This window comes from Rhodococcus sp. DN22 (assembly GCF_036669995.1).
GTDB classification, from domain to species: domain Bacteria; phylum Actinomycetota; class Actinomycetes; order Mycobacteriales; family Mycobacteriaceae; genus Rhodococcus_F; species Rhodococcus_F erythropolis.
Genome location: NZ_CP133326.1, coordinates 5,249,465 through 5,268,171 on the forward strand (window position 1 = coordinate 5,249,465; position 18,707 = coordinate 5,268,171).

Here is an 18,707-nt window from a genome sequence, read left to right on the forward strand (position 1 = left end):
ATGAGAATCTTTTACCCCGAATAGTCGGCATCGAAACCCACTCGACAAGCGATCGTCCAGCTATCCGCGCCCCAATCTACGTGTCGCATCCACTCCGATTACAGTTCATTTTCAGCTCCCTCGCAGATTATTGATCAAACTTCCGAAAATGGTTGCACAACAGACAGTTAACTCTCACAACTCCTCACGCTTGGACGTTTGTCCGACTAGAATTCGGGTTATGAAAACTACCAGTTACTCATCTCGAAAGCCTGGCGCGCTATGGAGCACAGTCATAGGGATACTCACGGCCCTCGTACTTGCACTGGTGGGCGGAGCACTGATGCCGTCGCTCGCTCACGCAGCGGACGGTGAGAGTGGAATCATCGAGTACTCCGCAGACAACTCGACCTGGGGAGATACTTCCAAAATCGTCTGGAGCACAGACATACTCATCCCGGGTGGGACCAACACAACCACATTCTACGTCCGAAACGCATCGGACCGCGCAGGTGAGGCACACTTCTACGTCGGAGACTACGAAATCAGCGACGGCATGGAAGCCTTCCTTCGTGTCGACGTAAACGGCGTCACCGGCAATCCGCTCACCGCCACCGGCAATGCCGCCACACCAGGGACCCAGTTGAACTCGGTCCGCCTCGCACCGGGCCAAAGTGCCAAGGTTGCCTTCGTGATCGGAATGCCCGTCGAGGCAGGGAATTCTTCGCAGAACGGCAGTATTACGCCGAACTGGAGTGTGGACCTCACACTCGATTCCACCGATACACCCGTCACGCCCGGCGGAACCGGATCACTCGATTTCGGTTCCCTGAATTTGGGGTCGGCGAGCTTCGGTTCACTCGACACCGGATCAGTGAAGACCGGATCTGCCAGCTCCGGATCGCTTGATGTCGGATCGCTCGGCAAGTCGGTCACATTCATCGGATAACCGCCCCCTACAACAATTCACAAAGTGAGGCCGGGTAGCAAATCTGCTACCCGGCCTCACTTCTGAACAGCTACAGCGCTCGTGTTGTCCGCACCGACATCATGCGGGAATCTGCACCAGATTCACGTCGAATCGCGCCAAGTTCAACGACTGATCCATCGACAACGCTGTCGCGGAATCCTTGTCGAAGGTGAAACGTATTGCCACGTCGACTATCTTGCCGTCCTTCGCCGTACTGACCACAGTTCCGTCGGCACCGACAGGCACTGGCACCCCGTCGAGCTTGACTTCGGTGACCGGCTTCAGCTGGGCAACCAGCGCAGCTCCACCGGAGACACCCAGATCACTGGTCGACAGCTTTGCCTTCATTCCAGTTCCCTTGATCTCCAACGCGAAACTGGCGTGGTAGGTCAGAACGTCGCCCGGCACGACAACCATCGTCGACAGATCGATCGGACCGTTCTGATCCGTCCAGCTAGGTGCGGTGACGGTTTTCAGCGCCAACGAACCGGATTCGACCGGAGTAGTCACCACAGGCGTAGTTGTGGCCGGAACGGACGTGGTCGTGGTGGGCTTACCGCCGCCGGACGAACCCAATGAGCCGGTATCAGCACAGCCAGTCAGGAATGCCGCCCCTCCGAGCATGACCAGCGATGTGCCGATCATTTTGGTACGTCGCGTATTCCATCGACTTGCGGGAACGATGCGATTATTCATTCGAACTCTCCCGTTCCCGAATTCCGTCTCTTCTATATTCATCACTTCTGCCCGTCGATCCAGGCAGCGATCTCTGCGGGAGCTTCGCCGGAGGGGTTCTTTTCCGAGACCCCTGTTGCGGCGTTGACGCGATAGACGTTGGCGCCGTCCACGATCCACAGCTCGTCTGCATCGGACTGCCACATCACGGTTGCAGTGGCGCTCACCGGTATGCTCGACACTTCTGCACCCGAACTGTCGGTGACCACCACCGCGACGCTGGCACCGTCCTGCATCAACGTTGCGTCGTAGCCAGTCAGCGACGTCTCGGCCGCACCCAATGCCACCGGCGCTTCCCTCGTGGTCGTGCTGGTTGTCGTGGTTGCATCCGTTGTCGTCGTTGCATCCGTTGTCGTTGTCGGAGTTGTCGACTGAGTCGTAGTGCGGGTCGAGGTCTCCGTTGTTGTGGTGGGACCGGTCGTGGTTGTCACGTCAGCCGTAGTGGGAGTCGTCGTCGACGTGCCTGTCGTTGTCGGTGTACTGGACGTGGTGGTCTCGGCAGCCGTCGCGGTTGTCGGAGCAACTCCGCGAGCAAGCTGCTCAGTTTCAGCGACAGCCGCGCCGGCGATCGAGCCTGCCTCACCTTGGCAATAGATGCTTGTCTGAGACGCAGGTTGGCGTAGGTTCCACCCTCGCCAGTCCGTTGACGATTCGCCCGTGATTCGGTTGATCGTGTAGATGCGAAGCGTGTACGTGTATGAGTTGAAAACGCTGTAACCAGCATCTGTGTAGTAGATAGTGGATGAGACCTGGGTTCCTACTGCGGCACCAACACCGGGATCGTATCCCCATGTTTTCATCAACGAGTTTCCGTTGTAGTACCGCGCCTCGTAGCGATATTGGGGACCTATGTGACTCCACTTAACAGTGGACGATTGAGAGCCACCTATGCCGTTTGTCGTGCAACTGACGCTGCTCGTTGCGGGATTGATCTTCCCGCTCACGGTAATGGCACCACTCGTTGCGACGGCAGTGTCTGTGAAGGCCGCTGCGGTGCCGCTCACCTGCGTAACACCGATCAGTGCAAATGCCGAAACACCGAGAACCGCAAGCTTTCGGAGCGAGAACGCCGAGCGATGTCCGCCTGTCCCGCTGTTCGAAGAAACCATCGGAAACTCCATCGTTGCAGCGGCTTCCGTGTCCACACTGCCAACTCCTCCACTCGGACCGTCATCCGAATCCTTGCGGCGAGAGTTGGGCCGGAAGGCAATGATCACCAATCCGCCGACCAACGCTCCGCCGAGGAAGATCGCGAGTGGGCTGGAGAGCCAAGCAATTGCGTAGCCCAGGCCCCCGACGCTGAAGAAAATGCGGTCGGCTTCGGTGACGAAGTAGGGCTCCACGTCTGGCTTGGCATTTGCGTCACCCTTGAGAGTCACCGTGACGGAGTTACCAGCCTGCTGGTCAAGTTCGTACACGCGGTGTGTGATGCGCGTGCCCTGTCCGTTGACGACGCTTACGATGTCGCCCACTGAGAGGTCGGTGGCGGGCACGGTTCGGGCCAATGCCAGGGAGCCAGTGGTGATTTCGGGAGACATCGAACCCGAGCGAAAGACGAGCGGCTTGATGCCGAACAGCATCGATGCCGCGGCGGCGAGAACACAGATGAGTCCAGCCACCGCCCCTATTGTCAGCGCGAGTTCGCGACCGGCACGTGCCGATCTCGAACTGCCGGGAGTTGTGTGATCAGACATGGTCACCTCAGGCTGTCGTCGCCGCGAACTGGAATGAAACATTGATCGACTTGTTCTGTTGTGCCGAAAGCACTCCCGTATCGAGCGCAACCTTGAAGCACAGCGTCTCAGAACCTGTATTCGCAGCCAACTGACGTCCTGTTGTGATGATCGGAGTCGCGGCAGTCGTAGACAAGCCGACCGGGCCGGCAATCGGGGTTGTGCAACTCTGATCGAGAACAGTCACCTTCATAAACGGGGCAAGCGCGGCCTCGCCTGTTGCGGTTGCTGCCATGGTGTATTTGAACTGTGCCGCGCCAGTGTTCTGTACAGGCAGAGTTGCCGTGACACTGTCGCCGGGCATCATGCCCGTCTTGGTCAACGCGGTGAAGCCGTAAGCAGTCGGATCTCCCGGGTCACCGTTGAGCTTCATCTCGATCGAACCGGTGCTGAATACGCCGGAAGTCGCTGTAGCGTTGTCAGTCCACGCAGCAAGAGTGCCAACGGCACCGAGGCCCAGAACAATTCCCACCGACATGATCGCGCGTGCGCGGCCGCTGGTTGCGCCCCCGACCAGACGTGTACCGAGCGAGGCGGGCGCCTGCTGCTCCTCGTGCTTAGACATGGCTGTGCCTTTCTTGCTGCTCAACTCGAGGCGCCGGCGCACTCGGTTCGGAAGGTTGGGGGTCTGCAGACGCAGAACGTCGCCGGGTACGGTCACGGACCGATCCGACGAACATGAACACGGCATAGATCGACAGTGCGCCGACGACAACCGTCAGCATCACCGAGCGCATCTGCCCCGTGATGGCGTTGTATACGTACCCGATGTACGGCACGCTGTACCACACCTTGCCGCGAATCTGCTCCGGTACAACGGGATTCTGATCCGCTATCGGATTTGCATCGCCTTGTGTGACGAAGGTGAGATCACCGGCGGAGTTGAGTCGCACCATCGTGATTCGGTGCGTAACCACATCGGGCTTCCCCGACTCGATTTGGTAGGTGATCGCATCACCTGCCTGCAATTGGGCAGCGTCCTGCGGTTTCACCACGATAAGGGTGCCGGGTGGATAGGTGGGCTGCATCGAACCGGTCAACACAGTGAAGGGCGTCGACCCCGTCAAACGTGGAACAACGACCGTCGACAACAGAATCGCCAGAACACCCAGCAGCAGAGCCCACGAGACAATATTGCGGATCCACCACCAGGCGCCGGTTCTCTGATCAGAACCCTTCACTGCGTGCGTCATACCGACTCCGCTTCGAACGAGAAATGCACGCTCGTGGAAACACCCGATGCGACGTCAGGACCGACAGTGCCACGCAGGCACAAGATTTCGGTACTGCCGGCAGCAACCGTGCGCCATCCCGAAGCTGTCGGTACCTGAGCGCCGACCATGGGACCGTCGTAGATCGCGGTGCCGGCAGCTGCGCCCTGGGCAGGGCAACCGGCTTCGGTAGCCACTGGCGTCACTACCAACGCGAGCGGAACATCAGCGGAAGACTGCGTGACGTTCTGGATCCGGTAATTGAGTGGAACGCTACCGGAGTTGTGAACTGTCAACGGAGCCTGTGCATATGCGTTGGGGAACATACCGGTGGCGCCCAGAGCAGTGAAGTGGTAACTGCTCTGGCCGCTCCCGGCACTGCCCACCGTCAGGTCGAGGATCCCGGACTGGATCGTGCCACCGGACAGTGTTTCAGCGGCCGTCCACCGCGCGCTGGTCTGCTGCACCGATACGAAGATCAGTCCGATGACCAGCGCGGCGGCGGTTGCCCACCAACGGTAGTGCTTACGCAAGACTTATGCCTGATCGAGAGTGACGTTGAAGTTCGCCAAGCTGATCGAACCATCCTGCGAACCATTGGTTGCAGCAGCCTTGGTGAAGTCGAACGAGACATTCACATCGACGAGATCACCGTTGTTAGCGGACGTGATCGCAACACCGGTTCCGTTGGTCGGGAGGGTGGCGGCACCGACGCTGGCGGTCACAACAGGCGCCATCTCGGTCGGCAAGGTGGAGGTTCCTCCGATTGAGGACAGGTCGGCCTTCAACGTCGCGCTCAGGTTGTTACCCACAGCGCCGATGGTGACCTTGCCCGAGTACACAACCTTGTCGCCTGGAACTACCTTGTAGGTGTCGATTGCGCCAGGCGCGAGGGCCGTGCCATTCACTGACCAGGTGGGAGTTCCCGACGCTGTCAGCGTCAAATGACCTGAGTTGATCGTTCCGCCGGTCATCGGTGCGTTTGCGTTCCACGCCGCCATGGTTCCCGCGCCACCGGCGAGGAGAAGTGCTGCTGCACCGGCCGCGACTGCGCCCTTGGTTGCCTTGTTCATGGAGAACACTCTTTTCGTCTGGTCCCCGTGGCGGGGAGCTTGCAGGGTGAGAAAGCTGGTCGGATCCAGTCATGTGCGCCCTGGTACGGGCAGAGGGTTTCGTTCATCCGTGGTCAGTGAGGGGTCGTAGCGGTAAGTGCAGAGCGAGAGCATGTTGCGGAAAGATTGCGAGCCGTTCTCGCGAACGGGTCATTCCTCTCTCGTGCTGTCGACGTCCGCTTGCGTCGTTTAGATTTTTACCACACGTATCAGGAATTTTTGGCGAAAAGCTGGTCGAATGTCCAGAACCTTGTTGAAACCTGAACTTGACTACAGAATCGCCTCTCACCTGGATCATTTAAAAGACGCAGCACTTTGTTGCAACCCGTTTGCTGAAGTAACCTTCGCCCGGATGGTCCATACAGTCGGAAATCCACCTGAAACAAGTTATACAAACTTTTGGTTTGTTTTGGGGATCGCTCGATTGCCTCCGCTTTGAAAGCAGCGACAATCGAGCAACAAACTAAGGCGGAGGCCCTACACCTCGAAGACGGTCTCACCGCCGACAACCGTGCGCAGGACCGACAGTTCATTCAAGTCTGTCGAATCGCTGCGCAGCGGATCTCCGTCGAGCACAACAAAATCCGCCAAAAGTCCCACCGCTATCCGACCTTTGTCCGATGACTCACCGGTGAGACGAGCGGCTGCGCTTGTGTAGCCGGCCAGCGCCTCGGACGCGGAAACCCGTTGCTCCGCACCCAGAACGTGACCTTCTCGCGTCACACGATGTACGGCGGTGTTCATCGTGAAGAGCGGGTTCACTGGAGTGACAGGGCAGTCGCAATGCAGCGCGTAGGCAAGCCCCGCCGCCACGACCGACGCCACGGGGCTGATCAGCTCGCCGCGACCCGGTCCGAGAAAACGATCGCGGTGCCGGTCACCCCAGTAGTAGACGTGGTTCACGAAGATCGACGCCACCACCCCGAGTTCGACCATCCGCGCGATCTGATCTTCCCGCAACGTCTGAACGTGCTCGAGTCGATGCGAAACTTCGATGTCCGGGTGCGCCGTCCGTGCCGCTGCAATTGCGTCCAATGCAAAATCGATGGCCTGATCACCGTTGGTATGAATCGCAACGTGTCGGCCGACAGCGTGATGTTCCTCGACGAGTGCCCCGAGCGCACCTGCCGGGATTGCCATTCCGCCGCAGTGGCATCCGCCCAGATCGTGGTACGGCGCGGTCAGCGCAGCGGTGTGCAACTGAATCGACCCGTCCGAAATGAGTTTGACGCCGCCCACACGAACTCGCTCGGTCGGATCGGCGAGTTCACCCAACTGATCGTGAACCCCGTGGCCGAGATAGAGGCGCGCACGCAGCCTCAAGTCACCATCGGCGTCGAGTTGCCGGTACGCCTCGTACATCTCGGCCGTGACGTACATGTCGTGGAAACTCGTCACGCCCACCGACGCCATGACTTCCTGCGCCCGCAGCATCGCGATCTTGGACGCATCCGGGTTCATATCCGGAACAAGTCCGTGCACCAGAGACATTGCCGGAACCTCGCACAGTTCACCGGTGGGTACACCGTCGCTGTCTCGAACGATGACACCACCCTCCGGATCGACCGTGGTGGCATCGATCCCGGCCTTCTGCAGTGCGACCGAGTTGACATAGATTCCGTGAGCAGACAAGTGCCGCACCAGAATCGGATGATCGGTGGAAGCCTTGTCCAGATCAACCGCGGTCAGGCCTCGATCTTCCGCCACGAGGCTGTCGTCGAAGCCCCACGCTTCGATGGGCTCGCCAAGTGGTGTGATCGCGGCCCGCGCGGCCAACGCCGTGATCAACTTCTCGATGGTCGGGCACGTATTCGTCGTTGCGTCGACCCCACTGAGCATCAAACCCCACATCATCGGATGAAGGTGCGTCTCGATGAACCCCGGCACAACCACCGCTCCGGCGAGATCGACAACGGAGGTTTCGGAATCGGTCAGCGCCGAGATCTCGGCGTCAGTTCCGAGGGCGACAAATCTGCCGTCCTTGACTGCCACAGCGGTGGCGTTATCGCCGACCGCACCGTCCATGGCCCTGATGTCGCCGTTGATGTAGATGTGGTCAGCCGCCGTGGTCATACGCTTGTCTCCATTCGTTTTCCGACAACAGTCGTCGAGGATTTCTTCGCGGGTATCCGCGTCGCCACAACCACTCCGGCCAAAATCATTCCGGCACCCGCAAGTTGGACGAGAGTTGGGGTCTGTGCAAGCAGCACTGCGCCGAACAACAGTGCTGACGCCGATTGCAACACGAGGCTGGCGGCGACTGCACTTGCAGGCAGACGCTGACTGGCGCTGGCTACCAGCAGCCACCCGATCACCTGAGATACCAACGCGAGCAGCACAAGCCAGCCTTGAGCTACGAGCGAAGGGGTCAGATCCAAAGTTCCACTCACGAGGCCGTATGCACCTGCCGTGAGGGCAGTGGCTCCCGTCGAGACGAACATCGGCAACGCCGTTCTGCCCGCCGCCCGAGTAGCCAGACCCATGAGGAAGATGTAGACCGCGTACGCGCCTGCGGCGATCACGGCAAACGACACTCCGACAGCAGGATTCGACCCGGTGAGCGTTGTGCTCGTCCCGGCTACCAGAGCAACTCCGACAAAGAGCAACGGAAGGCTGGCGACCAGTTCCCGGCCGATCCGTTGGCGCAGGACAACGTAGCCGAGGATTGCGACGAACAGCACCTGCAAATTCAGGATCACAGTCGAAAGACCTGCCCCGATCGAATGAATCGACTCGTGCCAGAGCACCAGATCGATTCCGAGGAACGCGCCGGCAAGTAGAGACTTCACGATCCAGGGCGCCGAGACCGAAGGCCGGGGTGACCGACGACGCTGAACGAGCACGAGCATGCCGAGAGGGATGAGCGCATAGAGACACCGAAAGAATGCACCCGTCGACGGAGACACTCCTGAGAGTTCGTAGAGCACCGAGGTCAACCCGAGGATGCATGCACCGGTGACGACTACGCGCAGGTCACGACGGCGTAGTTGATCGCCGGACGGCTCGCGTGGCGATACTTCATCACTCATGGTGATAATGTATCACCGACGCGAAGCCTGTCATACAGGGAAGATGCGTGCATGAGAACTCCGGTTACCCGTGAACGCGTGATCGCTGCCGCAGCCGATCTCGTCGACAGCAAAGGCGCCGACGCTCTGGTACTGAGTCAACTCGCCGAGACCCTCGACGTCCGGCAGTCAGCGCTGTACAAACACGTCGACGGGGTCGACGACGTCCACCATCAACTCAGCCTCCTCGCACGCAACCTTCTCGCCGAACAACTGCGTGCCGCCGCGGTCGGTCTCTCGCGCGACGACGCCGTCATGGCGCTCGCGGACGCATGGCGTGCGTTCGTCCGAGTACACCCCGGGCTCTACGCCATCACCGACCGCTACCCCACTGCTCCGCATCCCGATCTGGTCTCCGCCGTCGGCGAGGTGGTCGACGTCATCAACAAGGTGATCGCGGGATACGGTCTGAGCCCGGATGATTCGGAGCAGGCGGCGTGGTCTCTTCGCAGTGCGCTGCACGGCTTCTGCATCCTCGAATCGGTAGAGGGACAACCGGCCGGCACCGACCCGGATCGGGTGTATCGACGACTGGTCGAACTTCTCTGCGCCGGTATTGCTCGTATGTAGATACCGGCTCCTGTTATCGTCGGATGAAACAACACAGACCAAAAAGGATCAGACATGGTTGGTGAACTCGACATCTCCGGATAAAACCGGGCATGACGGCCACCGGCAGACGCCTCGGAGCGCTGCCGTCGTGGCCATGTTGTCGTTCACTTACCCGACTCTTCGCGGAGCAGCGTTGCCGCGCCCGCACAACACCTGAGGTCTATTCATGTCCGATACCTACATCGTTTGCTCGAATCTGTCTTTTGCCTGGCCGGACGACACTCCGGTCTTCGACGAATTGTCATTCACCGTGCCCGGCGGCCGAACCGGGCTGGTGGCCCAGAACGGCGTCGGGAAAAGCACTCTGCTCAGATTGATCGCCGGCCAGTTGCGGCCGCGCGCCGGCAGTGTGTCCGTCGACGGCGTTCTCGGATACCTTCCGCAGGACCTGCCACTGACGGGCGATCTGACCATTGCCGAGGTCTTGGGCATCGCCCCGACGCTCGCTGCGTTGGACGCAGTCGAATCCGGGGACACACGAGAAGAACACTTCACGACAATCGGGTCCGACTGGGATATCGAGGAACGAACGCGAGCCCAACTCGGTCGACTCGGTTTGGCCGACATGACGTTCGATCGTCGCCTCGACACTCTGAGCGGCGGGCAGGTCGTCTCGCTCGGACTGGCGGCGCAACTCCTGCGACGCCCCGATGTCCTTCTCCTCGACGAACCCACCAACAACCTCGACCTGGACGCGCGCCGCAGGCTTTACGACGTTCTCGACGACTGGAGTGGTTGTCTGTTGGTGGTCAGTCACGATCGAGGACTACTCGACCGCATGGACCGCATCGCCGAACTTCACAGCGGCGAGATCAGCTTCTACGGTGGCAATTTCACCGACTACGAAGCCGCGGCACGCTCGGCTCGCGAAGTGGCGGAGAAGAACATCCGCAACGCCGAGCAAGAGGTCAAGCGCGAGAAGCGCGAACTGCAGCAGGCCCGAGAACGTGCTTCGCGACGCGCAAGTAACGCTGCCCGCAATCTCGGGAACGCGGGCTTGCCCAAGATCTTTGCGGGGACCATGAAGCGCAATGCTCAGGAGTCGGCAGGCAAGGCCAACGAGACACACCTCGCCCGGGTCGACGCGGCGAAGGACCGACTCGACAAAGCGGGCCGCGCTCTTCGAGACGACCAGACGATTTCACTCGAATTGCCTGGCACACATGTACCCGCCGGCCGGACGGTGTTCCTCGGTGAGCGAATGCAATTCGCGTTCGGTGATCATGCGATCTTCGCCGACTCCGGAATCGACCTGGCCATTCGAGGACCGGAGCGTATCGCGTTGACCGGGCCGAACGGCGTCGGAAAGTCGACGTTGCTACGCATCGTCAACGGGGATGTGGCGCCGACTTCCGGTGAGATCACGCGAGCCGACGGTCGAGTGGCATACCTGTCGCAGAGGCTCGACCTACTCGACCCCGCACGCACCGTCGCAGAGAACTTTGCCTTGTCTGCTCCAGGCCTACCGGCACCGGAACGCATGAACATCCTGGCGCGCTTCCTCTTTCGGGGTGCGGGTGCTCATCTTCCCGTCGCTGCACTCTCGGGCGGTGAACGACTGCGGGCTACATTGGCGTGCGTTCTCTTCGCCGATCCGGCCCCGCAGCTGCTTCTTCTCGACGAGCCGACCAACAACCTCGACTTGGTGAGCGTTGCTCAACTCGAAAGTGCCCTGAATGCATATCAGGGGGCGTTCGTGGTGGTCAGCCACGACGAGAGATTCCTGGCCGAGGTCAAGGTCGAACGCTGGCTCAGGCTCTCGGACGGCCGTTTGACCGAGGTCGCCGCACCAGGCGCAGTGGGCTGACACGAGAAGTGAACAGGCGAAAGGCCTTCACACACGATGTGTGTGAAGGCCTTCGTCTGCACTACTGGTCAAGGCGTCCTGGTGTACACCGGATCGTCGAAGGATCGACGTTGCGTCACCCAGTCCGTGGACAGGATGTTCTCGATCACGTCTTCACGGGATTCGTCGAACACGACAATCCGATCGGCGATTCGCCATTCACCGTGGCGCCTTTCGAACCTGTCGACGTAACGGCATTTGATCGTCGCAAGCGTCTGCACCGTATCCGTACCGGAACGCTCTTGCCGCAGAAAGCACAAACAGTACGACTCGCACTGAGCGACATCGCCGTTGACGTCGATCAGTATGTTGGAAATGCAGTGAATCGACGAGTCGATCGTCTTGTGTCTGAGCTTCATGTCTTCGATCAGCCCGTCGACGGTTCCGATGTAACCACCGTGGTTGTCTATCGCGTCGTCGAAGTAGCAGAGGGCCACGCTGTCGAAATCCTTCCGATCGACGGCCCGAGCGTAGCGATACAGAACTTCGGTGATTTCTTGCTTGTCAGCGAGGGACACGGTCAGGCTCCTGTTCTACCCGATGATCAATCAACCTGCAGTTCAACACCCTTGGTCTCCTTGATGAAGAAGACCGTGACGAGGGTGATCACCGCACAGAAGACGAAGTATCCAGCCGGAGCGAGAGAGTTACCGGTCAAGCTGATGAGATAGGTGGCGATGAAAGGCGCGGTGCCACCGAGGAACATGTTGGTGACGTTGTTACCCAATGCCAGACCGCTGTACCGCACAGATGCTTTCAGCATTTCGACATAGGTCACGTACGAAGCACCGTTGACAACGGAAACGCAGATGAAGAGCACTGACTGACCGACAACCGCCTGCCAGATGCCAGAACCGGCCATCATCATGAACATCGGGATTCCGAGAACCACTGCGGCGGCACTACCGGCGAACAGCACCGGCCGACGCCCGTACTTGTCTGCCATGTATCCCGAGATCGGCAACGTGATGACGCCGAGAACCAGTGCAAGAGAAGTGGAAAGGAAAGCAACGCGCGACGAATGACCGCCGGTGGTCTGCAGGTACGTCGCGGCATACACCGAGGCGATGTAGTAACCGCCGGTGATGAGTGCGCCCAGCAGGATGATCTTGACGACGCTGCCACCGGAGGTGCTGAGCAACTCACGGATGGGAAGCTTCTTGGTCTCACCCTTGTCCTGCAGTTCTTCGAACTGAGGAGTGTCTTCCATCTGGCTGCGGATCCAGATACCGATGCCACCGATCAGCAGGCTGAGCAGGAACGGGATACGCCAAGCCCATTCGAGGATCTGCTCTTGCGAGAACACCGACGTCAAGCCGAGGGCCATGAGCGAAGCTGCCAGCGAACCCAGGTAGGTGCCGGTATTGACCATCGAGGTCTGCGTCGCACGCCACCGTTTGGGAGCGGACTCGGAGACGAACGCGTTGGCGCCGCCGAGTTCACCGCCGGCCGCGAAGCCCTGCAGGCAACGAGCCAGAACCAGGATGGACGTCGCCCACACACCCAACGTGGCGTAAGTCGGCAGCAGGCCCATTCCGGCTGTCGCGAGAACCATCAGGAGGATGGTCCAGGACAGCGCGTTCTTGCGGCCGTACTTGTCGCCGATGTGGCCGAAGAAGATGCCGCCGGGCACGCGTAGGAAGAAGGCCACGGCGAATGCTGCAAAGGTACCGAGCAGTGCTGCGTTCGGGTCATGGGAAACGAAGAACAGCGCGGCGATCGTCGTGGCCATGTATCCGTAGATACCGAAGTCGTAGTACTCGACGACGGTACCGACGATGGCCGCGCGAATTACCTTCGTCGTCGACTGTCGTTCGGTTGCCACGCTGCTGCCCTCGGTGGATTCGGCTCTCGCCATGGTCTCATTCTCTGACATGTTGTTCCCTGCCTGGATTGGATACTGACTGGATTCGGTGCCGCGCAGACGTCGGACGTCAGGAGTGCGCGATGGAATGGACCGGTGCGCTCTCAGCGCTGGTCCTGGTGTAATTCGCCGCATTACGTCCCGCTACGCGGCCCATGGTCAAAGCGTTGGCAACCGCATTGCCGCCGCCCACGTATCTCAGTCCGAGGATTCCGGCGCCGGCCTCACCTGCGGCGTACAGACCCTCGATAGGTACTCCGGTGCTGCCGAGGACGGCCGCATCGGTGTTGATCTCCATTCCCGCATGCGTACAGACGAGCTCTGCCGGAAGGATTTTCGCGGCATAGAACGGAGCTGTCGCAATAGGATCCGGATTGCCGACGGCACCCTTGTTCCGCAACGTGCGATGGCGGAGGAAGTCGTCGTCGTGACCGCTGGGCAGTTGGTCGTTCCATCGACGCAGGGTTTGCGCCAACGTCGCAACCGGAACACCCGTAGCCACTGCGAGGTCTTCGATCGTGTCCGCACGAATCGTGCCACCGGCGGCAACTTCTTCCTCGATGCGTTCGGGATTCCAATCCGCATATCCTGGAGCCAGATTCACGCGAGCGTCCTCGTCGAAGATCATCCAACCGTATCCACCCTGATGGTCGATGATGCCGGTCGAGACCGCGTACGAGCTGTCCTCGTCCATGAAACGACGGCCGTCCTGGTTGACGTAGATCCGCGACTTCGGCGGAAAGCCGGCCTGCCAGTGGTGGAATCGCTGGAAGTAGACGGTGGGCAGCATCAGACCCCAGCCGTCGCCCGCCAGGGAAGCACCGAGGTCTTCGGCAAAACGAAGATGGTCTCCGCGGCTCCCCTCGGCTGCGACGACGAACAAGGCCTCTCCGGCCTTGTTCGCGTCCGGGAAGTGGCGTTCCACCAAACCCGGATCTTGCGCGAATCCACCGGAGGCAACAACGACGGCGCCCGCAGGCACCTCGATGTCGTCGGCGACAACGCCGACAACCCGACCGTCTTCCTCGATCAGCTTCTGCACCCGTGTTCCGAAGATGACCTCGATCCCGTGCTTACGACGAGCCTTGTCCAGCACCTGAATCAGTCCGTATCCCTGGTCCTTGGGCACGTGGCCGCGCCAGACGTCCTCGACGCCGGCTTGGGCGAGTCCCGGCTGGTGAGCGTTACCCGAGATCGTCGCGGGAATCTCGACGCCGAGTCCGATGAGCCATTCCAGTGTCGGACCGGCGTTTTCGCAGAACGCACGAATCAATCCGGGTGAGAGCATCCACTGGTTGAGGTCCATGTAGTGCTGGAAGAACTTCTCTGCCGAGTCGTCGACGCCGAGGCCGGCCTGCACGCTCGTTCCGGCGGCCGTGAAGATGCCGGCCGACAGCGCGGTGGATCCACCGAGTTCGGTTTCGGATTCGAACAGCAGAACGGATGCGCCTTCTTCAGCTGCCGACACCGCAGCGGCGAGACCTGCTCCGCCGCCACCGATGACAACGACGTCCCAGTGTTCGGTCATGAAAGTTCTCCAGTCTCCGCGATGATGCGGTGGTAAAGACCGTTCGACACCAACCCGCCGTCGACAGTGAGTTCCGTACCGGTGGTGTAGGTGGAACTGTTCGAGAGCAGGAACAGCACTGCTTCGGTGATCTCGTCGAGAGTTCCCATGCGTCCGAAGGGAACCGACTTCAGTGACGCGGCGACGAAGTCGTTCGCGCCGCCGAGCAGCGCCGTACCGACCAGTCCCGGGTGCACCGAGTTGACGCGAATCCCCCACTGCGCGAAGTTGCCTGCGGCCGACTTCGACAGACCGGTCAGACCCCACTTGCTCGACGAGTAAGCCGGAGAGAAGTATCCGATCTGACCGGCGATGGACGAGATGTTAACGATCGATCCGCCACCACTCTCGCGCATCAGCGGCGCCACCGCCTTCATACCGTAGAACGGGCCGAAGAGGTTGATCTTCATGGTCAGTTCCCAGATGTCGTTCGGGGTGTCCATGAATTCGAGCCGACGCGAGATGCCGGCATTGTTGACCAGTCCGCCGAGTTCCCCACGGGTGGTGCGAATTTCGTCGACAACCCGGTCCCAGGCATCGGCATCGGTGACGTCGAGAAGATGAGCGGATGCCGATCCGCCTGCGGCGACGATGTCGTCGACCACGCCGGATGAATCCGAAACATCGGCAATGCAGACATGCGAACCGCGCGCGGCGAGAGTGTGCGCGTGATGCGCTCCCATCCCGGCAGCACCGCCGGTAACGAGAACGACGCCGGGATATGTCGTGGACTCAGACATGCCGCGAACCACCGTCCACCGCAATGCTGTGCCCGGTGACGTAACGCGCGCTGTCCGAGAGCAGGAACAGCAGCGGGCCGAAGACCTCTTCGGGCGAGCCCAGACGATGCAGCGGTACCGAGTCGAGTGCGTTCGCGAGCGCGATCGGATCTTCCTGAACCCACTTCGTCATCGCCGTGTCGATGTAGCCAGGCGCAATGGAGTTGACCCGAATCCCCTTGTCGCCGAACTCCACTGCGAGAGACTCCGTGAGGTGCGCAACGGCAGCTTTCGACGTGCAGTATGCGCCCCTCCCCTTCCGCACACGCAGCGCAGACACCGAAGACATGTTGACGATGGCGCCGCCGGGACCGAGGTGACGTGCCGCCGCCTGAGCACCGTAGAGCACTCCTTCGACATTGACACTCAGCGTTGCGCCGATCTGCTCCGGGGTGATCTCCTCGGCCAGCGCAAACGGGAAGATACCCGCATTGTTGATCCAGAAATCGACCCGGCCGAACTCCTTCAACGCCAACTGCGCAAGCAATTCATGCTCGTCGGGCTTGGTGACGTCGACCCGAGCTCCGACGACGCGACCCGGCTTGTCCGCCAGTGCATTCGATTCGAGGTCCGTGTTGATTCGTGCGGCCGTGGCGAGCATCTGCTCTTCGTTGATGTCGGCGCCGACGACATGTACGCCGCGTGTTGCCAGTCCTTCGGCGAACGTCGCACCCATCCCCTGAGCCGCGCCGGTCACCACTGCGACCTTGCCTGCCAACTCCGGGTACACCGCCGACATCTGCGTCACAACGGTACGGCCCGGGTTCGTCTGGTCAGAGCTTTCGGTCATGATGTACTTCTCCTACTGAATATTGTTGTGCAAGAAACATTTCGGTACTTCAAGCTTGTTCGGACGCTCGGGGCGCGTCGTCGCGGGAAACGGTGCGGCGGGCGATCTTCCACTCCTCACCGACCCGAACCACGTGATCTGTGACAGTTGTCATCCGCACCAGTCGCGAGTCTCCGCCGCGAGCGGTGGCAACGATCTGCAGGTACCCGTGCACTGTGAGAGCACTCTCGTCCACCGCCTCGACGACGAGATTGGTCAGAACGTGGCGATGCACCTCGTCGGCAGCTTCCGCCGCAGCGAAGAAGCGAGCAGCAAAAGCCGCAAGGTCGTCGAAACCGACCACAGGTTCCGGATAACTGGGGGAATGAAACTCACCGCCATCGGTGAATGTCTGCGCCCAATCCTGCTGGCGCCCAGAGTCTATGCAATGACTCTGGTGGCCGTACAGCTGGTGGATTGCGGCAACATCCTCCGTTGCCACGACGCTGTAGTTGCTCATGAAGGTTCTCTCCGAACACGCTGTGCTGCATCCACCCGAAGGTTGTGCAGCTCCGTAAAGTGTGCGATAATCGCACAAACTGTGCGATATGTTCAAAGCGTAGGTGGCATACCTCACAAACGTCAAGAAAGGGATTTGATGTCAGAGCTGAGCGAGGAACACCGACCGCGCAAAAGCGCAGTTCAAGTGGACTCGAGCATGTCGAAAACGCTGCACCACGGACTCGAGATCTTGGAACTCCTGACGTCCTATCCGCACGGTTTGTCAGTCACGGACATTGCCGACGGAGTGGGAGTCCACCGGACTGTCGCACATCGGTTGATCCGCACGCTCGAGGCTCATCACCTGTGCCGCAAGGACTCCTTCAAGCGCGTCACTCTCGGCGCCGGCCTGGTCACCCTCGCCGAACCGGTGGAACAGGATTTGCGCACTCTCGCTCGCCCGATACTTCAAGAACTTGCCGAGGCCACCGAGGCGACAGCGCACCTGGTGGTCCGCGAGAGCGATACCGAAGTGCGCGCGCTGATGGTGGTCGAACCGCGCAGCGCCAAGGTTCACGTCGCGTTTCATCCAGGGCAGGTCGATCCGATCGACCGCGGCTCCGCCGGGCTTTCCATCCTTGCCTCACTCCCGCCGACGAGCGGGGAACGAGAGGAAGTGACGGCGGCACGCGCACGCGGCTACGCAGTGACCGTCGGCGAGGTCATCCCGTCCGTCCTCGGAATCTCGGCAGTCATCCCCGGCAGACGCCGCGACGCCATCTCCAGCCTCGGAATTTCCGTCTTCGACTCCGAGGACCAAGCAGCGCTGGGCGCCGAGGTCATGGCAGCGGCAAAAACCCTCGGCAGCATGTTGCGCTGATCCGAACACCAGTCGAGCCCCGGGAATACCCGGGGCTCGACTTTGTTGACTCCGAATGAGATAGTTGAACAATCAACTACCTGACATCAGCTTCACGGATACAAGGAGTACGACATGCCTGCTGTGACAGTCGAGAACATCTTGGCCCTGCCCCGTCTCGACGAGCCGGCAGAGTCAGCAGTCGACCGCCCCGTCAAGAGCATCACCACCGCACCGGTCGGATACGAAGGTGAAGGCTTTCCCGTTCACCGCGCCTTCGCCGGCATCGACCTCTCCGCCCTCGATCCCTTCATCCACATGGACCAGATGGGCGAGGTCAACTACGCACCCGGAGAACCCAAGGGCACACCGTGGCACCCGCACCGCGGCTTCGAAACCGTGACCTACATGATCGACGGCATCATGGAGCACCAGGACTCCAACGGTGGCGGTGGCATTATCGGCGGCGGCGACACCCAGTGGATGACCGCGGGTGGCGGCATCCTCCACATCGAAACTCCGCCGGAGCACCTCGTCCTCAGCGGCGGCCTGTTCCACGGCGTCCAACTGTGGGTCAACCTGCCTCGCGACAACAAGATGGCAGCGCCGCGGTACCAGGACATCACCGGTAACAAGGTGGCCCTGCTTTCCTCGCCGGACGGCGGAGCCTTGGTACGCGTCATCGCCGGAGACATCGCCGGCCACGCCGGACCCGGATCGACGTACACACCCATCGCGCTCTCCCACACGACTGTGGCCCCGGGTGCGAGCCTGACGCTTCCGTGGAACCCCGAGTTCAACGCGATCGTCTACGTCCTCGCCGGCGAAGGCACGGTCGGGGCCGAGCGTCGGCCCATTCGTGTCGGACAGACAGCTGTCTTCGGACGCGGTGACTCCATCACCGTCGCCGCTTCCGATCGCCAGGATTCACGGACCGAATCTCTCGAGGTATTCATCCTCGGCGGCAAACCGATTCGTGAGCCCATCGCGATGGCCGGGCCGTTCGTCATGAACACCAAGTCCGAGGTCATGCAGGCCTTCGAGGACTTCCAGGCCGGACGCCTGGGATCCATCCCGGCGGCACACGAGACGCTGAGCTGAC

General features: G+C 60.8%; 19 protein-coding genes. 5 read left to right on the forward strand and 14 right to left on the reverse strand.

From position 1 onward, the window contains the following. Positions 1-220: 220 nt before the first annotated feature. A complete protein-coding gene (locus tag RA302_RS24035) occupies positions 221-928 on the forward strand; it encodes a hypothetical protein (RefSeq protein WP_141751473.1) in 708 nt (235 codons plus the stop codon). Positions 929-1,027: 99 nt separating this feature from the next. On the opposite strand, the gene RA302_RS24040 is transcribed toward RA302_RS24035, so the two are convergent. The 8 genes from RA302_RS24040 to RA302_RS24075 form a co-directional block, all read right to left on the reverse strand. Beyond that, positions 1,028-1,594, reverse strand: coding sequence for an alternate-type signal peptide domain-containing protein (locus RA302_RS24040; protein WP_051720793.1), 567 nt, complete (start codon positions 1,592-1,594; stop codon positions 1,028-1,030). 92 nt (positions 1,595-1,686) lie between these two features. Further along, positions 1,687-3,378, reverse strand: coding sequence for a signal peptidase I (locus RA302_RS24045; RefSeq protein WP_176742026.1), 1,692 nt, complete (start codon positions 3,376-3,378; stop codon positions 1,687-1,689). Between the two features lie 7 nt (positions 3,379-3,385). Next, positions 3,386-3,982, reverse strand: coding sequence for a SipW-dependent-type signal peptide-containing protein (locus RA302_RS24050; protein ID WP_030535194.1), 597 nt, complete (start codon positions 3,980-3,982; stop codon positions 3,386-3,388). Continuing rightward, positions 3,975-4,610, reverse strand: coding sequence for a signal peptidase I (locus tag RA302_RS24055; protein ID WP_024488237.1), 636 nt, complete (start codon positions 4,608-4,610; stop codon positions 3,975-3,977). The genes RA302_RS24050 and RA302_RS24055 overlap by 8 nt, the downstream gene beginning before the upstream one ends. Further along, on the reverse strand, positions 4,607-5,161 hold the full coding sequence (locus tag RA302_RS24060; protein WP_030535193.1) for a hypothetical protein: 555 nt from the start codon (positions 5,159-5,161) through the stop codon (positions 4,607-4,609). Before RA302_RS24060 ends, RA302_RS24055 begins: the two co-directional genes overlap by 4 nt. Positions 5,162-5,164: 3 nt before the next feature. Next, positions 5,165-5,701 carry an alternate-type signal peptide domain-containing protein gene (locus RA302_RS24065; protein ID WP_050654815.1) on the reverse strand — a complete coding sequence of 179 codons (537 nt, stop codon included), beginning with the start codon at positions 5,699-5,701 and terminating at the stop codon, positions 5,165-5,167. Between the two features lie 516 nt (positions 5,702-6,217). Further along, positions 6,218-7,813, reverse strand: coding sequence for an amidohydrolase (locus RA302_RS24070; RefSeq protein ID WP_030535191.1), 1,596 nt, complete (start codon positions 7,811-7,813; stop codon positions 6,218-6,220). Continuing rightward, complete coding sequence (locus RA302_RS24075) at positions 7,810-8,769, reverse strand: DMT family transporter (protein WP_030535190.1); 960 nt, start codon at positions 8,767-8,769, stop codon at positions 7,810-7,812. Before RA302_RS24075 ends, RA302_RS24070 begins: the two co-directional genes overlap by 4 nt. A gap of 51 nt (positions 8,770-8,820) precedes the next feature. On the opposite strand from RA302_RS24075, the gene RA302_RS24080 reads away from it, so the two are divergent. Together RA302_RS24080 and RA302_RS24085 are read left to right on the forward strand one after the other, a co-directional pair. Further along, entirely contained in the window at positions 8,821-9,378 is a 558-nt protein-coding gene (locus RA302_RS24080) for a TetR-like C-terminal domain-containing protein (protein WP_003940110.1), read from the forward strand. A 208-nt stretch (positions 9,379-9,586) separates the two neighbouring features. Then, a complete protein-coding gene (locus tag RA302_RS24085; RefSeq protein ID WP_030535189.1) occupies positions 9,587-11,227 on the forward strand; it encodes an ABC-F family ATP-binding cassette domain-containing protein in 1,641 nt (546 codons plus the stop codon). A gap of 68 nt (positions 11,228-11,295) precedes the next feature. Here the strand turns inward: RA302_RS24085 and RA302_RS24090 are convergent, their stop codons facing one another. From RA302_RS24090 to RA302_RS24115, 6 genes are all read right to left on the reverse strand, one after another. Next, positions 11,296-11,784: a nuclear transport factor 2 family protein gene (locus RA302_RS24090; RefSeq protein WP_030535188.1), complete on the reverse strand. Its 489-nt coding sequence runs from the start codon at positions 11,782-11,784 to the stop codon at positions 11,296-11,298. A 26-nt stretch (positions 11,785-11,810) separates the two neighbouring features. Continuing rightward, positions 11,811-13,124, reverse strand: coding sequence for an MFS transporter (locus tag RA302_RS24095; RefSeq protein ID WP_007731424.1), 1,314 nt, complete (start codon positions 13,122-13,124; stop codon positions 11,811-11,813). 76 nt (positions 13,125-13,200) lie between these two features. Beyond that, positions 13,201-14,658: an FAD-dependent oxidoreductase gene (locus RA302_RS24100; RefSeq protein WP_030535187.1), complete on the reverse strand. Its 1,458-nt coding sequence runs from the start codon at positions 14,656-14,658 to the stop codon at positions 13,201-13,203. After that, on the reverse strand, positions 14,655-15,437 hold the full coding sequence (locus RA302_RS24105) for an SDR family oxidoreductase (RefSeq protein WP_030535186.1): 783 nt from the start codon (positions 15,435-15,437) through the stop codon (positions 14,655-14,657). Before RA302_RS24105 ends, RA302_RS24100 begins: the two co-directional genes overlap by 4 nt. After that, positions 15,430-16,266, reverse strand: coding sequence for an SDR family oxidoreductase (locus RA302_RS24110; RefSeq protein ID WP_030535185.1), 837 nt, complete (start codon positions 16,264-16,266; stop codon positions 15,430-15,432). Before RA302_RS24110 ends, RA302_RS24105 begins: the two co-directional genes overlap by 8 nt. A 49-nt stretch (positions 16,267-16,315) precedes the next feature. Further along, complete coding sequence (locus RA302_RS24115) at positions 16,316-16,765, reverse strand: nuclear transport factor 2 family protein (protein ID WP_007731417.1); 450 nt, start codon at positions 16,763-16,765, stop codon at positions 16,316-16,318. 138 nt (positions 16,766-16,903) lie between these two features. Here RA302_RS24115 and RA302_RS24120 point away from each other — a divergent pair, with 138 nt between their 5' ends. Both RA302_RS24120 and RA302_RS24125 read left to right on the forward strand, forming a co-directional pair. Next, positions 16,904-17,626, forward strand: coding sequence for a helix-turn-helix domain-containing protein (locus tag RA302_RS24120; protein ID WP_003939719.1), 723 nt, complete (start codon positions 16,904-16,906; stop codon positions 17,624-17,626). A gap of 114 nt (positions 17,627-17,740) precedes the next feature. Beyond that, entirely contained in the window at positions 17,741-18,706 is a 966-nt protein-coding gene (locus tag RA302_RS24125; protein ID WP_030535184.1) for a pirin family protein, read from the forward strand. Position 18,707 lies beyond the last annotated feature (1 nt).

Bases quoted from the DNA above. Each gene is read 5' to 3' on its own strand.
- RA302_RS24105 (WP_030535186.1), bottom strand. From the start codon at position 15,437: ATGTCTGAGTCCACGACATATCCCGGCGTCGTTCTCGTTACCGGCGGT.
- RA302_RS24045 (WP_176742026.1), bottom strand. From the start codon at position 3,378: ATGTCTGATCACACAACTCCCGGCAGTTCGAGATCGGCACGTGCCGGT.
- RA302_RS24115 (WP_007731417.1), bottom strand. From the start codon at position 16,765: ATGAGCAACTACAGCGTCGTGGCAACGGAGGATGTTGCCGCAATCCAC.
- RA302_RS24110 (WP_030535185.1), bottom strand. From the start codon at position 16,266: ATGACCGAAAGCTCTGACCAGACGAACCCGGGCCGTACCGTTGTGACG.
- RA302_RS24095 (WP_007731424.1), bottom strand. From the start codon at position 13,124: ATGGCGAGAGCCGAATCCACCGAGGGCAGCAGCGTGGCAACCGAACGA.
- RA302_RS24100 (WP_030535187.1), bottom strand. From the start codon at position 14,658: ATGACCGAACACTGGGACGTCGTTGTCATCGGTGGCGGCGGAGCAGGT.
- RA302_RS24035 (WP_141751473.1), top strand. From the start codon at position 221: ATGAAAACTACCAGTTACTCATCTCGAAAGCCTGGCGCGCTATGGAGC.
- RA302_RS24070 (WP_030535191.1), bottom strand. From the start codon at position 7,813: ATGACCACGGCGGCTGACCACATCTACATCAACGGCGACATCAGGGCC.
- RA302_RS24120 (WP_003939719.1), top strand. From the start codon at position 16,904: ATGTCAGAGCTGAGCGAGGAACACCGACCGCGCAAAAGCGCAGTTCAA.
- RA302_RS24055 (WP_024488237.1), bottom strand. From the start codon at position 4,610: ATGACGCACGCAGTGAAGGGTTCTGATCAGAGAACCGGCGCCTGGTGG.
- RA302_RS24040 (WP_051720793.1), bottom strand. From the start codon at position 1,594: ATGATCGGCACATCGCTGGTCATGCTCGGAGGGGCGGCATTCCTGACT.
- RA302_RS24080 (WP_003940110.1), top strand. From the start codon at position 8,821: ATGAGAACTCCGGTTACCCGTGAACGCGTGATCGCTGCCGCAGCCGAT.
- RA302_RS24125 (WP_030535184.1), top strand. From the start codon at position 17,741: ATGCCTGCTGTGACAGTCGAGAACATCTTGGCCCTGCCCCGTCTCGAC.
- RA302_RS24085 (WP_030535189.1), top strand. From the start codon at position 9,587: ATGTCCGATACCTACATCGTTTGCTCGAATCTGTCTTTTGCCTGGCCG.
- RA302_RS24075 (WP_030535190.1), bottom strand. From the start codon at position 8,769: ATGAGTGATGAAGTATCGCCACGCGAGCCGTCCGGCGATCAACTACGC.
- RA302_RS24065 (WP_050654815.1), bottom strand. From the start codon at position 5,701: ATGAACAAGGCAACCAAGGGCGCAGTCGCGGCCGGTGCAGCAGCACTT.
- RA302_RS24050 (WP_030535194.1), bottom strand. From the start codon at position 3,982: ATGTCTAAGCACGAGGAGCAGCAGGCGCCCGCCTCGCTCGGTACACGT.